We start from the raw sequence: 14513 nt of genomic DNA, 5'->3' as shown, positions 1-14513 counted from the left end.
TCACCCAGGAAGCCATTGGGAGGTGTCCGTCAGCTCGCTCTTTCCGCTGAACTGCTCAATGCTCGACTGCTCGCCAACAGCAGAAGGGCCCGGCGTGACTGCCTTGAGATACTCCTCGTCCAAGATCCGATGGAAGCGCCGCGCCTTGCGGCTCTCCACCGTGCCGACGCGTATGGACCGTGCATCAGCCCAGAAACGGCGACCCGGTGCCGCTCGGAACATGTGGGCGGCTGCCTCGCGCAGGTGAGTCTCGGTGAGCTGCCCCAGCTCGTAGCGGCTCTCCCAGTACGAGACGATCATGTTCACGTACAGTGCCTGACGGGTCTCGACGGGATCGTCGGTCGAGTAGTACGGACCCCAGCACTCCAAGTACGCCGGGTCGTCCATCGCCATCTTGAGCAGGTCGGTATGGATCAACCGAGACGCCTGCTCGCGATTGGCCTTTGACTCGCGTGCCTGGAGAACAAGCGACACGCCCACCCCGACCAGCGCCAGGACGGACAACAGAGCGGCGGCGGCTCCGTACGTCTGTCCGATGTTCCCGCGCCGAGCCCACGACCCAGCGTTGCCGCCGAAGAGGTCCAGCACCAGTGGGGAGATGGCGACCAAGAGGATGGAGACCGCCGCGAGCGCGATGGCGACGAGGCGGCTCAAGAGCAACCCTGTTGACGCCGTCCGTCGTGGCCGCCCTGCCATCGGCCTTTCACCTGCTCCTAGGAACGCTCGTTGGTGAGTACGTTCGTCCGCTCCAGGAAGGCATCGAGATCCTCGCCCTGGTCCCACAACGTTGTGACCTCAGAGAGGCACGCGGCCGCGACCTGAGGGTCGGTCATCAGCTTGGCTCCCGTGACAACGCCGTCATCGTCGTAACGCACCTGGTAGACGATGTGCTCACCAAGCAGGATCACCTCGGGCAACGGACCGGAAGCCTCCAGGGCCGCCAGAGCAGAGGGTGGAAGAACCCGAATGCGTTCACCGAGTTCGGCGCGGATCCGCAGAATATTCAGCTCCCACCACAGGTAGTCGGTTATGGGGAGATCGACGATCCGCACCCGGCGCTGGACGATGCCGTGGCCGTCGAGGCGTCGCTGGAGCTCGGCTATGCCGGCGCGCATCTCCTCGGCGAGGACAAGAGAACGCTCGCGGTCACCTGCGGCCAGCGCCACCCAACTGGGCACGTCGGGTTCCCGGAAGCTCTGACGTCTCTCAAGTTTCCAGGTGGAGTTGACCTGCCAAAGGCGCGAATCGAAGTCGGCGAAGTAGTCGTCGAGCTTGAGCTCGATGCCCGGGAGCTCCGCAACCCGCTCAAGCATCGGGGATGTGCGGCTTGGCGGCGATGAGCATGTTGCGTGGGATGACGACCAGCCGCTCGTCGGCAACGATGCTGACGTCATCGGGCAGGCGTGCCTTGTACTGCTCGGTCATGTCGCGGCCGATCAGCGCGATGTCGCCGTTGTCGAGTTCCCAGATATCAGGGCATGCCGGGGTGGCGTTCGTGTTCCCCAGTGTGAGGGCCGACTTGCCGAGTCGCCGTCTGAAACCGGCTGCCGGGTCGGCCTCCCAAGGTCGCTTCATCACTTCTCCGCGTTGCTCCCCGCCTGGCTTAGAGCATCACACGGTGACCCAGCTCGGACAACGACCTCCCGCGTAAGACGAGCAGGCGCGATCGTCCCGGCGACCTCGCCCCTGCGAGAGCGCGTTCGGTTCAGCTCTCGGCCGATGCACGCTCGGAGAGGCGCTGGCGCTCGGCGGCCACGACCTGGCGGACGAGTTCGGCCTCGGACAGGTCCACCGCCTCGGGAGTGGAGTCGGCCATGTTGCTGACCCGGGCGAAGTCGTCGAACAGCCGCTTCTTCCCGGCCAGCAGCTCGACGATCCGTTGGTCGACGCTGTCTTCGGACAGCAGCCGGTGGACCTGCACCGATTGCACCTGCCCCATCCGGTGCGCGCGGGCGATGGCCTGGGCCTCGGTGGTGGGCTTGAGCTGAGGCTCACAGATGACGACGACGGAGGCGGACTGAATGTTGAGCCCGACACCGCCGGCCATGATCTGGGAGACCAGAACGGCTCCGTGCTCGGCCGATGAGAAGTCGTCCACCATCTGCTGCCGTTGGCTCGCCGGCACCGACCCCGTCAGAGGCCCGAACACCCGGCCCGGCAGCGACCGGGCGACCAGGCCCAGCACGTCCCTGAAGTAGGAGAACACGATGACTCGCCGCTCGTTGGCCTCCGCTTCGCGGACGATCTCGACGAGCCGTTGCATCTTCTCGGACCGGCGTCCTTGGAGCATGGCCGCCTGGCGCATCTCCATGAAGTTCGAGCGCTCGACGGCGGCGCGGTAGCGGGCGGCGTCGGCCGCCGACATGGGCAGCCATTCTTCGACCTCGATGAGCTCCGGGAGCTCGGTCAGCACGTCCTCCTGGTTCCGGCGCAGGTACGCGGGCGCGATCTGCCGCCGGAACGTCCTCGGCGACAGATCCGTGGCATCGACGACGAGGTCGGGGCGGACGTACGACGCCAGGTTGCGGAACTCGTCGACCCTGTTCTCCAGCGGCGTGCCGGTGAGGAGGATCGCGCGGTCGCAGCGTGCGATGAGGTTGTTGGTCCTGATCGTTCGCTGGGCCTGCGGATTCTTGATGTAGTGGGCTTCGTCGACCACGGCGCACGCCAGATCGCGGACCTCCGGCAGGGCCGATTCCCACCATGCCAAGGTCTCGTACGTCGTGACGGCGACCCCGCCATCGCGTACCCAGTCGCGGGCCGCGCGGTCGCGCTCCGGTCCGTGGACCCGGTGCGCCTGAAGCTTCGACTTGTGGCCCACCTCGCGGATCCAGTTGGTCACCACCGCCGCCGGGCAGATGACGAGGAAGTGAGTCTCACCTCGGCTGCGCAGGTGGGCGAGTACGGCAAGGGCCTCCACGGACTTCCCGAGGCCCATCTCGTCTCCGATGATCACCTTGCGCTGCACGAGTGCGAAGCGCGCCGCGAAGCTCTGGTAGCCGCGCAGCGAAGCGGTCAGGTGTTCGCCGCTGAGCGCCTGGTCGCGTACGGCCTTGACGATCTCCTCTGGGAGATCGCCGTGCGCCGCGTCCTCGTCCTCGGTGAGGAAACCGAGTTCGGAGAGCATGGCGAAGTAGTCGGCGGGCCGGGCGAGGAAGTCCTCCCATGGGTCCGCGACGACACCCTTCCGGCGGCCGAATGCGGGGGAGGCGCCGAGCAGCTCGGCGCGCCGTTTGACGATGTCGATGCTCTCGCGCAGGCCCACGGCCGCGAGCGTTCTCGTCGGGATCACCAGGAGATGACTCGTCCTGCGGTCGATCGCCGTCCGCAACGGCGCGAGCTCGGCCGCACGCTCAAGGTCGGCCGCCGCACCACGGGTCTGCCGGCACGCGTCCCATTCGGCGAGGCGCCGCAGCAGCTCGGTGGTCTCCGGACGACGGTTGTTGATGTCGATGCGTACGGGCATCTCGTCGTACGTCGTCTGCCGAAGCGTCCGTGCGGCCCCGAGCATGTACCGCGCCGAGGTCTCCCCGATGCCCGGGAGCGTCTGCAGGGAGGTGCCCCAGTCCAGCACCTCCTGCACCGTACGGATGCCCGCCTGGGTGAGCGCGCCCAGCCGGAGGCGTTCGCCGGTGGCCGCCTTCAACGTCTCGACCGGCATCTCCTGCAGCATCCGCTGGACGTCGGCGGCTCGGACCCGCTGCCCCGCGTCGCGCGCGGCCGAGCGGTACGAGGCTTCGCCCGCGATGGTGCGGTCGATGGTGTCCAGCGCCTCGGCCAGGCCGTCGACGGCGGACAGGTCGAGGAGCTCCGGCGCCGGAGCGCCCCGCCCTGGGAGGAGGTCGAAAGCGAGGGCCGGATCGAGCAGGGCGCCGAACCCGGGCTCCGCCCCGTCGACGGGCGCGGTGAAGACACCGAGCTGCTCCAGACGCCGCGGTCCGTCGTTCCCGATGACCATCGGATGACGGCTGCGTAGGAACTCGGCAGCCTCGTCGGCTGTCTGCTTCTTCGCCGAACCGCTGAAGAAGCGACGTACGCCGAGCGCGGGGGCCACGTCCGCGAGGGCGTCGGGTACGGAGTTGGTGAGCAGCCGTAGCAGGGCCTGGTCGGCGGTCGTCGTCACCGGCAGGTTCGCGCGCTCCCGAAGGCGCCGGACGACGCCGGCGTCGTCCCTGCCGAGTGGAACCACCCGCCAGGCGGACTCGCCCGCCCGGTCGATGACGAGGCTGCGTGAGCGCAGATTCTGCTCGTCACTGCCGGCGGCGTCCCGGACGGCCTTGCGCCAGGCCTGCACGTCCGCGGCTCGTTGTCCCCATTGCCGGAAATCCGCTACGAGGTGACGAATCTGCTCGCGCTCTGTTTTGTTCATGCCTCGCCATGGAGAAGGTCGACGGGTCAGCGTGAATGATGGTAAATGAGAAACCTGCGACGGGGAATGTGACGTCCAAGGGCAGAGTCAGTGCCGATGTCGTGCTCATCGGAAATGTCGTGTGCGTCAATAGGGCCTGCGGGCAGGCCGTAAATCGGGGAGGCGGCGGGTGAGACTCGAGGATCTCGCGTCCGGTGTCCGGGTGGCCGGGGTTGTGTCCGGCGAGACGGTCTCGGTGATCGCGGCGCAGTGGCACGGTCCGGACGCTCTGGAGCTGACCTTCAAGACCCTCGATGGGGGGCTCCGTCAGCAGGTGCTGTTCCGGGCCGATGAGGCCAAACTGAGTCGCTCCGACGCGGGCAGCCGGCCGTTCGACGCCGATGCCGAGGAGTTCCGGCTGGTCGCCGAGGCGCAGCGGATCTCTCTGGCCGGGTTGTTCGACCCGATGCTCGCGGTGGCCACCAGCGACGTGCAGCCGCTGCCCCACCAGATCCGAGCCGTGTACGGCGAGATGCTCGACCGTACGCCGCTGCGGTTCCTGCTGGCCGACGACCCGGGCGCCGGCAAGACGATCATGGCCGGCCTGTACATCAAGGAGCTCCTGCTCCGCGACGACGTGAAGCGCTGCCTGATCGTGGCCCCTGGCGGACTGGTCGACCAGTGGCAGGACGAGCTGTTCTTCAAGTTCGGCCTGCGCTTCGACATCCTGAACACCGCCATGGTCGACGCGGCGCTCGGATCGACCGTGTTCGAGCAGTACCCGCTGCTCATCGCGCGGATGGACCAGCTCGCCCGCAACGAGGCGCTGACCGCCCAGCTCGACGACGCCGAGTTCGACCTGGTCGTCGTGGACGAGGCCCACCGGATGGGCGCGCACTACTTCGGCGGCAAGCTGAACAAGACCCGGCGCTTCCAGCTCGGCGAGAGCCTGCGCGACCGTACCCGTCACCTGCTGCTGATGACGGCCACCCCGCACGCGGGCAAGGAAGAGGACTTCCAGCTTTTTCTCACCCTGCTCGAGCGCGACGGCTTCGAGGGCAGGTTCAAGGCGGGCGTGCACAACGCGGACACCAGCGGGCTGATGCGACGCATGGTCAAGGAGGACCTGCTCACCTTCGACGGCAAGCCCCTCTTCCCCGAGCGCATCGCCCAGACCGTTCCGTACCAGCTCACCGAGGACGAGCAGGACCTGTACGAGCGCGTCACCGAGTACGTGCGTGAAGGGATGAACCGCGCCGCACGGCTGGACGACAAGCGCCGGAACACGGTCGGCTTCGCGCTCACCGTGCTCCAGCGGCGCCTGGCCTCCAGCCCCGAGGCGATCTACCAGTCCCTGGTCCGCCGCGCCGAACGACTCACGCGCCGCCGTGACGACCTGATCCACGGCCGCGGCGTCGCCGATGAGCTCGCCCCCATCGACCCGGCCGACTGGGACGACGATGAGCACAGCGCCGAAGAGGTCGAGCAGGTCGAGGAGGAACTGCTGGACGCGGCAACCACGGCCCGTACGATCGAGGAGCTCAACGCCGAGCTGGCCGACCTCGACCGGCTCATCCACGTCGCCCGCCGGGTCCGCGACCTCAACACCGATCGCAAGTGGAGCGAACTGCGCAAGATCCTGCGGGACAACGACCTCATCCATCCAGGCGCCGAAAAGCCGCGCAAACTGATCATCTTCACCGAGCACCGCGACACTCTCAACTACCTGACCCGCAAGATCCGCTCACTCTTCGGCAGGCCGGACACGGTCCAGGCCATCCACGGCGGCGTCCGGCGTCTCGACCGGCGCCACATCACCGAGGAGTTCACCAAGAACCCGGCCTGCCAGGTGCTCCTGGCCACCGACGCAGCCGGCGAGGGACTCAATCTCCAGGCCGCCCACCTGATGGTCAACTACGACCTCCCGTGGAACCCGAACCGCATCGAGCAACGCTTCGGCCGCGTCCACCGCATCGGCCAGACCGAGGTATGCCGCCTGTGGAACCTCGTGGCGGCCAACACCCGCGAAGGCGAGGTCTTCACCCGGCTGCTGCAGAAGATCGAGGAGCAGCGCAAGGCGTACGGTGGCAAGGTCTTCGACGTCCTGGGATCGGCCTTCGACGAGACGCCGCTGCGCGAGCTCCTGATCGCGGCCATCCGGTACGGCGACCTTCCCGAGACCCGGGCCAAGATGGAGCAGGTCATCGACGACTCGGTCGCCCACGGTCTCAAGGAGCTGCTCGAGGACCGCGCCCTCACCCACGACGCCATCTCGGACGCCGAGCTCGTACGGATGCAGCGGCGCATGGAGGAGGCGCATGCCCGTCGGCTGCAGCCGCACTACATCGAGTGGGCCTTCCGCGTCGCCTTCCAGCGCCTCGGCGGCCGGCTCACGAGACGCGAACGCGGCCGCTACGAGATCACCCACGTACCCGCGGCCGTCCGCGCCGTCACCAAGCACGGCCCCGTCGCCAGCCGCTATGAGCGCGTCACGTTCGAGCTCGACCGCATCGACGCCGACGACAGGCCGCGCGCCGATCTCCTCGCCCCGGGGCATCCGCTGCACGACGCCGTCGCCGAGCTCACCATCGCCCGACTCCGGCCCGCCCTCGAACGCGGCACGGTCCTGGTGTCCCCGGAGGTCGAGGAGCCGAGCCTGCTGGTCGGGGTCGTGGAGGAGGTCGTCGACGGCACCGGGGAGTCGATCGCCCGGCGGTTCGGCTACGCCTACGTCGACGCCTCCGGCCAGGTCACACCGGCCGGCCCCGCGCCGTACCTCGACTGCGTCGCCGCCCCGCGTACGCCCACCGTCGCCGCAGCCACGGCGCCGGCCTGGCTCGCCGAGGCGGAGTCCCGGGCCCGGACCTGGATCATCGGCCACCAGCTCAAGGACTACCTCGCCGAGGTCGCGCCCCGTCGGCTCGCCGAGGTGCAACGCACCCGGGAGCGGGTCGACGAACGGCTGGTCCATGAAGCGAACCGGCTCATCAGCGAGGCGATCGCAGCACAGGAGAAGGAGCAGGCCGGGCTCAAGCCGCAGGAGAGCTCCGACAGCCTCATACGCAAGGCACAGGACCTTCAGGCCCGCAGGGAGACCCGCCTGGCGCTGCTGGACCAGCAGGCCCAGCTGGCCACCAAGCCGCCCCGCATCATGACCGCCGCGCTCGTGCTGCCGGTGGCCATGGTCGACACCGAGATCGCCGCGGACGCCCCCATCCGGGCCAAGGAGACGAAGGCCGTCGAGCGGCGAGGCATCGAGCTGGTGCTCGCGGTCGAGCGTGCGCTCGGGCGGGAGCCGCAAGAGCAGCCGTTCGACAACCCCGGCTACGACATCCTGTCCCTACCCCGCGACGGCGGCCACTCGATCCGCATCGAGGTCAAGGCGCGCATCGAGGGAGCCGAGGACTTCTACGTCACCCACAACGAGATCCTCACCGGCAAGAACGCGGCTCCCCATTACCGGCTCGCCCTGGTAACCGTCAGCCCTGCCGGCCCCGAACACGACCAGGTCCGGTACGTCGCCGCCCCCTTCACCGGCGTCGACTTCGGCGACCTCGCCGCCACCGGCATCCGCGCCAGCTGGCCGAAGACCTGGACCGTCGGCACAGCACCTTTCTGATCTTGCTGGCTCGTTCAGTGAGACCTTCCACAACGCGTGGAGTAGAGGCAGGATGTCGATACGCGTTGTCGTTTCTCGGGAGGACCCGGGTCCAGTGGCAAACGGGCGACGGCTGAGCGGACTGGGTGGTCTGCTTCCGTACGAAGCCTGGTGTGCTCTGATCGACGACGGTCACATACGCCGCTACAGGCCTGGTGACACCCTCATGCGACAGGGCGAGCCCGGTGGCTTCGTGCTCGTGCTGGTGGCGGGCCTGGTCAAGGTGACCAGGGACGAGAGCGACGGATCCCAGCTTCTCCTCGCCGTCCGAGGTCCGGGAGAGGTCATCGGGGACATTTCCGCGCTCGGCGGTGGGCAGCGGTCGGCGACCGTGACCGCGCTCGACCACTGCGAGACGACCGCCCTGGCGGCAGGACGATTCCGTGAGCTGATAGCCGTCCACGATTCCATCGACGTCCTCATCCGGCACGCCTTCGGCCGGTTACGCGAGCGCGAGGACCGCTGGGCTGAGAAGGCGACACTGCCAGCCGGCCGGCTGGTGGCCCGGGAGCTTCTCCGCATGGCCGCGCAGAGCGGCAACGCCACGATCGGCCCGATCGCCCTGAACCTGCGCCTCTCCCAGGACGACCTCGCCCGATGCCTCGGCCTGTCGCGCAGCGCCGTGGCGGCCGAACTACAGCGCCTGCGCGCCCGCGGCGTCGTCAGCACGGCCCGCCGCCGCGTCGTCATCCGCGACCTGCGCAGACTCGAGGCCCTGGCCGAGCACGCGGACGCCTGGCCGATGACAGCGGAGTGACGCGGCTTACTCTCGTTCTGTCGATTTCTGGACGGTACTGAGCGCTGGCTCTCCAGAGACTGTGGCCCATCCCGCGAGGCGGGACCCATCGTCGCGAAGGAGGAGTCGTGACCCCCGATCCGTTCGCCGCCCACCCGCATGAATACCGCGCCATCGTCGGCGTCGACACCAAGTCCTTCACCGGAAACCCGAGCAGCCGGCAGCCCTACCTCAGCGCCCGGATCCCGGTCGTCCTGGAAGAGGCGTTCAACCGCTCCGGGCTGGCCGAAGCCTGGCAGAACGCCCGCTTCCCGCAGGACACCGGGGACGGCCACGTGGTCGGCACCGACCCGAAGTGGCTTCCGTCCCTCGTCTCGCCGTTCCCCGACGTCCTCCAGGAGGTCCTGGAGAATGAGGACGCGCACCTGCGCTCCCTCGACCGGAACCTGCGCATGCGCCTGCGGGTCAGCATCCACGCCGGCCTGCTCCCGGACAGCGGCCAGGGCCTGCGCACCGACGGCAAGGGCAAGCCAATGAACGACGCGCACCGGTTGCTCGACTCGACCCCCGTACGGGACGCGCTGAAGTACTCGGATCCGGACGTGACGCTGGTGGCGGTCATCATCTCCCAGCACGTGTTCGAGAACTTCGTCCAGGAGCACTTCAGCAAGCTGCACCCGTCCAGACTGAAGCCGGTCGAGGCACGAGTGGAGGGCAAGGTGTTCGCCGAGCAGGCCTGGCTGTACGTGCCGAAGCCGTCGACCGGCCACCCGGACGACGACGCGGGCGACCCGGCCCGCCCCGACCCGGCGCCGCCGATGCCGTCGACGGGCGGTGGAACCGTCATCACCGGCAACAGCGGCGCCGTCGCCTCCAACGTCAGCGCCGGCGGCAACTTCCACCAGAACGTCGGCGGTGACCGGCGATGACGTCCTCGGACCCGGCGTTCACCGACAACTCCGGCGCCGTAGCGTCGAACGTCAACGTCGGCGGCCACTTCAGCCAGTACGTCAATTCGACCGTCCACCAGCACTTCCAGGAGTTCATCCGCAAGCACCTCCTCGACCCGGCCCACGTCACAAAGCTCCTGCGCACATACGAGCCACCGCCAGGCCGCGACCGGGCGGCCGAAGTGCTCGGTGGCCATCACGCGGTCGTGTTGGTCGGCGGTGAGGGCACCGGCCGCCGTACAACCGCTGTGCAACTCCTCCACGAACGGAACGTCACGTTGCATGAGCTGGCCCCGGAGCCGGGCCAGGACATGGCCGAGCCACCGTGCGAGCCCGGATGCGGATACCTGTACGCCGCCGACGTTCCGGCAGCGGCCGCCATCGAGGACCACGCGACGCGACTCCGCGCCAACGACTCGTACCTGGTGGTCTGGACGACGCAGGACGTCACCCAGCACGCAGGGACGTTCGTGGCCGACATCGGAGTCCGGCTGGACAAGCCCCTCTCCGAGGGCGTGTTCCGGAGGCACCTGGACGCACGCCTCCGCCCGGCCGAGGCCGCCTGGTGGCGCGCCTGCCAGGACCTCGAACCGATCATCAAGGACGCGCACCCCTCGGACGTCGCCCGGCTCGTCGAGCTGATCCAGCACACCAGGTCGGTCCACGGGTGCACGGACGCGGCCGTCGCCGCCGTCATCGCCGCGTACCGGAACTGGGCGGAGTACCTCCAGGCCACGTTCGCTCCATCAGCGCTCGACCTGCGGGAACGCGTACGCCTCATCGCGGTCGCCATGCTCGAGGACGCCCCCGAACCGGCGGCGTACGAGGCGGTGACCATGCTGGGGGAGGTGCTGGGTCTCCCCGCGGAGGAGGGCCACGGCCTCGCTGGTGCGGGCACCCGCTTCCTGCGCGAGGGAGCTGAGACCACCTGTGACGACGGCATCGTACGGTTCGTCAAGCCGGCCTTCGCCGAGTCGGTCCTGGACTATGTCGCACAGACCTATCCCCGGGTCTGGGAGCAGGTACGGGCGTGGGCGGTCGACCTGCCCGAGCGGCTGGTCAGCGGCCTCGATGCCCCCTCCGTCCTCGCACGGTTGGCGCGCACGGTGGCGAATCTGGCGATCCGCTGGAACGACCTCGATCTCGTCCGGCGGGCGGCAGTGCACTGGTCGGCCGACGCCGTGACGCGACCGCTCGCCGTCGAGGTGATCGGCATGGCCGCACTCGACCCTGTTCTGGGCCGCCGGACGCGTCAGTGGATGTACGACAGCGCCTACTACCGAAGAGGCGAGAAGGCGACGCTGACCGCCTTCGCGGAGGCGTGCGCGAAGTACGGCACCATCTACCCCGAGAACGCGCTCACCCGGCTGCGTCACCTGTCCGCCGATGACTCCGAGACCGTACGGAACGCCGTACGGCAGGCCGTGACCGAACTGGCCGGCGACGAACGCATCCGGCTCAGAGTTCTCGATGCCCTCGGGTCCTGGGTGCAGGGCGCCAAGGGCCGAATCGTCGGCTGCGACGCCTTCCTCGACGTCATGGAGTGGCGGGACGACCACGACCGCCTTGCGATGATCGGCGAGGCGGCGCGGCGTCGCACGTACCGCCTCACGGAGTCGCTCAGCCAAGGGTGGCGGGCCGCGCTCATCGATCCCGCCACCGCCACCCGCGCCCGTACGCTCATCGCCGCCTGGCTCGACGACGCCCTCACCTCCAGGCAGGCCGACGACGAAGGACGCGCCCGCGTGGTCGTCCGCGTCCTCGGCCAGGCCGCCCGAGAAGACGCCCGCTACCTGCCGAGACTCACCCAGGCGGTGGACGCCTGGTACGGCCGGGTGGATCCCGCCCCGGACCGCACGGCCCTCCGCCGAACGCTCATCGACACCGCCTCATCCGTCGACCCCCTGCTCTCCGCCCAGGAAGGAGAAGGCGCGGCATGACCACTCCGTACGAGACCGGACCAGGTTTCTTCCAATTCCTCCGCGGACTGTTCGAGCGCGCCGGCAGACACCAGAGCCGGGTCCTCGAGCGGCTGCCGAGCGACACTCCGGGTCTTTCGTTCAGCGCGGTCATCGACGTGACCTGGGAGAACCGTGCCACCGGAATGCACCACCGCAATCCCGAGGACGCCACCAAGGACCACGTTCGCTCCCTCGCGTCCGGCATTACCGCCCAGATGTCGGTCCTCGACCTGCTCGCGGCGCAGCGTCGGCTGAACGCCCAACTCGGGTATTCGCAGCAGGTCCCCAACAGTCCCGCCGTCATCACCTACGTGACCGCCGCCCTCGCGGTTGACGAGGACACGATCCGGACCGCGAAGGAGAGCGAGGAGAACCGCGCGAAGCTGGACAGCTGGCGCCTCCTCAAAGACCACGTCCTCGTCGACCCGGTCATGGCGTGCGTCTGGTGGCTGGCCGACCATCCGGAACGCCTGGAGAAGCTCCCGGCCATGGGCCCCGCCTTCGACCGCCTCGCCGCCCTCACAACCGCGACCGACGGCCGCGGGAACGACCTGCTGCGGGTCGCCGACGTACTGGACCGCTTTGTCTCCGGCCTGGAGGCCATCGACCGGCAACGCCTCATCGAGAACACCGCACACGTCATGACCAGATACGGCCGTCCCGACCTCGCCGATGAGCTGAAAGGCTCGTAGCAGACCGGTGTGACCACGTATTCTGCGCCGTCCCGCGATCAGGGACTCGTTCCTGGTGGCGGGACGGTTCCCGTCGCCACCGGTCGCGTGGAGCGTGCAGTCGGCTGCAGTCGGTCATCTGGTGATCCGACACGGCTGTCCGTTACTGGGTGAATCATCCGACAATCTGGATAATGGTCCAGTGAAGGCATATGTGGGGGTAACGGATGGCGAGTGGTACCGCTTCCTGGCCGCTCGTCCAGGGCTGAACGAGGTCAACTTCTGGCGTCCATCGAGCGCGCTTGCGTTCCGAGCACTCTCACCTGGCGAGCCCTTCTTCTTCAAGACGCATCACCCGCACAACCGGGTCGTAGGCGGCGGCTTCTTCAGCGGATTCGCGCAGCTACCCGTGTCGGAGGCATGGGAACTCCTCGGTCAGGACAACGGTCTACCGAGTTTGGAGCAGATGCGCGAGCGGATCAGCCGGTATCGCCATCAGCCGATCGCGGCAGGCGAGGATCCGGTGATCGGATGCATCTTCGTACGAGACACGCGCTTCTTTCCGGTCGGGGAAGAAGCCGGCCCGCCGCCGAGGTTCGCATCCAACATCGTCCAAGGAAAGACCTACAACCTCGCGACGGATCCCGACGCGAGGTACTTCGAAGGGCTCGTCTTCCGACTTCTCGGGCACCGCGTCGAGGTGGATTTCACGCAGCCCTGGCATCGGCCCGGGCCTGTGTACGGCGATCCGAGGCTGGCACCACGCCGACTTGGACAGGGCACGTTCAAAGCCGCCGTCCACGAGGCGTATCGCGAGCGCTGTGCGATCACCGGCAGCAGGATCCGGCCCGCTCTACAGGCGGCGCACATCCTGCCGCTTCCCAAAGGCGGTGAGCACCGTCTCGACAACGGGCTCCTGCTGCGCTCAGATGTCCACACGATGTTCGACCGCGGCTACCTCGGGGTCAACCTGGACTACGAGCTCATGGTCAGCCCACGGCTACGCACGGATTTCGGCGATGGCGACGAGTTCTACGCACACACCGGCCGGACGATCACTGTCCCTGAGCGCATCGCCGACAGGCCGAACCGCGAGTTCCTCGGATGGCATACGACGAACGTCTTCAAGGCGTCGTGACGACACAGCGCACGTCCTGAGCACCAGTCGAGGACCTAGAGGGGCGAGACGAGATCGTCTCGCTTCTCACTCACCGGTGAAGAAGTCTTCGTCGATCTTCTTGATGACCACTGTCTCGGCTGCCTGAACACCGCAGTCGTACGCGACCATGAGCTCCCCGAGACGCTCGCCGTCGATCAGGATGATCCGAGAGGGGACCTTCTCGGCGAACTCGCGGGCGCCTTTCGAGAAGCGGGTGGTAGCGATGAAGATCCCACGTGACGCCTGTGCACCCTGGAGCGCGCCGGCGAATGCCTGCACGTCGGGGCGGTGCACCGTACGATCGGCCGCGTAGAGCTTGGCCTGTACATACACGACATCGAGGCCGAGGGCATCCTGACGGATGACTCCGTCGATGCCCTCATCGCCCGGCCCGCCGAGATGTCGGACTTCCCCTTCGGGGCCGCCGTATCCCATCTGCGTCAGCAGTTGCAGAACGCAGCGCTCGAAGAACGTGGGGGACTGTTGCCGGAGTCGTACGACCAGCTCGTCGCCGAGCGCGGCATGAGCTTCGGCGACAAGTTCAGGGATGACCTCCAAGGGCGGTGCGTCGGGTGCCGTTGGTGCAGCCTGATCTGTGACAGCCGCTCGCTTCCGACGCCGTGACCGAAAGTCGCGGTATTCCTCGAATTCGCTGAGAATCTTGGTATTTATCCGCTCCGCTTCACGCGTGAGTAGCTCCCGGCCTCGCTCCGTGATCCGCGTGGTGCCCCGTCGAGGCCTATCGAGCATGCCAGCCTGCGACAGGTGAGTAAGCGCCCAGGCGATGCGGTTCTGGAAGACCCTTTGGTTGCCCGACGGCAGCATTAGAGACTGTTCTTCCAGGCTCAATGTGAAGTGATCAGCCATCGCGGCGACGATCTTCGCTGACTCGTGCTCGTCGCTATCAGCGTGCAACTCCAGGACGGGCCGCATCAGCGTCTGGAAGTCAGGGATAGCCAAGTCACGTCCTCGTCATCGCCTGCTGAATCGGAACCGAACAACACCTTACCTGCTGATCTTTCACATGCTC

11 protein-coding genes are annotated in these 14513 nt (G+C 67.9%); 6 read left to right on the top strand and 5 right to left on the bottom strand.

Annotated elements, in window-relative coordinates; translation table 11 throughout:
* The 4 genes from AB0I04_RS23390 to AB0I04_RS23375 form a co-directional block, all read right to left on the bottom strand.
* Window positions 1-654: a DUF6082 family protein gene (locus AB0I04_RS23390; RefSeq protein WP_360887908.1), complete on the bottom strand. Its 654-nt coding sequence runs from the start codon at window positions 652-654 to the stop codon at window positions 1-3.
* A gap of 59 nt (window positions 655-713) precedes the next feature.
* Window positions 714-1313 (bottom strand): DUF6879 family protein, encoded by a 600-nt coding sequence (locus tag AB0I04_RS23385; protein ID WP_360887905.1) that lies wholly within the window; start codon window positions 1311-1313, stop codon window positions 714-716.
* The gene (locus AB0I04_RS23380) at window positions 1306-1575 is read right to left on the bottom strand and encodes a hypothetical protein (RefSeq protein WP_360887902.1); all 270 of its coding nucleotides are present in this window, start codon (window positions 1573-1575) and stop codon (window positions 1306-1308) included. The genes AB0I04_RS23385 and AB0I04_RS23380 overlap by 8 nt, the downstream gene beginning before the upstream one ends.
* A gap of 130 nt (window positions 1576-1705) precedes the next feature.
* Complete coding sequence (locus AB0I04_RS23375; RefSeq protein WP_360887899.1) at window positions 1706-4369, bottom strand: DEAD/DEAH box helicase; 2664 nt, start codon at window positions 4367-4369, stop codon at window positions 1706-1708.
* 169 nt (window positions 4370-4538) lie between these two features.
* Between AB0I04_RS23375 and AB0I04_RS23370 the strand changes: the two genes are divergently transcribed.
* From AB0I04_RS23370 to AB0I04_RS23345, 6 genes are all read left to right on the top strand, one after another.
* Window positions 4539-7967: a helicase-related protein gene (locus tag AB0I04_RS23370; RefSeq protein ID WP_360887896.1), complete on the top strand. Its 3429-nt coding sequence runs from the start codon at window positions 4539-4541 to the stop codon at window positions 7965-7967.
* Window positions 7968-8088: 121 nt separating this feature from the next.
* Complete coding sequence (locus AB0I04_RS23365) at window positions 8089-8763, top strand: Crp/Fnr family transcriptional regulator (RefSeq protein ID WP_360887978.1); 675 nt, start codon at window positions 8089-8091, stop codon at window positions 8761-8763.
* Between the two features lie 107 nt (window positions 8764-8870).
* On the top strand, window positions 8871-9671 hold the full coding sequence (locus AB0I04_RS23360; protein ID WP_360887894.1) for a hypothetical protein: 801 nt from the start codon (window positions 8871-8873) through the stop codon (window positions 9669-9671).
* On the top strand, window positions 9668-11632 hold the full coding sequence (locus tag AB0I04_RS23355; RefSeq protein WP_360887891.1) for a hypothetical protein: 1965 nt from the start codon (window positions 9668-9670) through the stop codon (window positions 11630-11632). Before AB0I04_RS23360 ends, AB0I04_RS23355 begins: the two co-directional genes overlap by 4 nt.
* The gene (locus AB0I04_RS23350) at window positions 11629-12345 is read left to right on the top strand and encodes a hypothetical protein (RefSeq protein ID WP_360887889.1); all 717 of its coding nucleotides are present in this window, start codon (window positions 11629-11631) and stop codon (window positions 12343-12345) included. The genes AB0I04_RS23355 and AB0I04_RS23350 overlap by 4 nt, the downstream gene beginning before the upstream one ends.
* Before the next feature lie 55 nt (window positions 12346-12400).
* On the top strand, window positions 12401-13462 hold the full coding sequence (locus tag AB0I04_RS23345; RefSeq protein ID WP_360887886.1) for an HNH endonuclease: 1062 nt from the start codon (window positions 12401-12403) through the stop codon (window positions 13460-13462).
* A gap of 66 nt (window positions 13463-13528) precedes the next feature.
* On the opposite strand, the gene AB0I04_RS23340 is transcribed toward AB0I04_RS23345, so the two are convergent.
* Window positions 13529-14443, bottom strand: a complete 915-nt coding sequence (locus AB0I04_RS23340) for a restriction endonuclease (protein WP_360887883.1) — start codon at window positions 14441-14443, stop codon at window positions 13529-13531.
* Between the last annotated feature and the right edge of the window lie 70 nt (window positions 14444-14513).

The organism is Actinoallomurus sp. NPDC050550 (assembly GCF_040655075.1).
Taxonomy (GTDB): Bacteria; Actinomycetota; Actinomycetes; order Streptosporangiales; family Streptosporangiaceae; genus Actinoallomurus.
This window is presented reverse-complemented; position numbering and strand designations above follow the sequence as displayed.

Bases quoted from the DNA above. Each gene is read 5' to 3' on its own strand.
- AB0I04_RS23380 (WP_360887902.1), bottom strand. From the start codon at position 1,575: ATGAAGCGACCTTGGGAGGCCGACCCGGCAGCCGGTTTCAGACGGCGA.
- AB0I04_RS23355 (WP_360887891.1), top strand. From the start codon at position 9,668: ATGACGTCCTCGGACCCGGCGTTCACCGACAACTCCGGCGCCGTAGCG.
- AB0I04_RS23350 (WP_360887889.1), top strand. From the start codon at position 11,629: ATGACCACTCCGTACGAGACCGGACCAGGTTTCTTCCAATTCCTCCGC.
- AB0I04_RS23375 (WP_360887899.1), bottom strand. From the start codon at position 4,369: ATGAACAAAACAGAGCGCGAGCAGATTCGTCACCTCGTAGCGGATTTC.
- AB0I04_RS23385 (WP_360887905.1), bottom strand. From the start codon at position 1,313: ATGCTTGAGCGGGTTGCGGAGCTCCCGGGCATCGAGCTCAAGCTCGAC.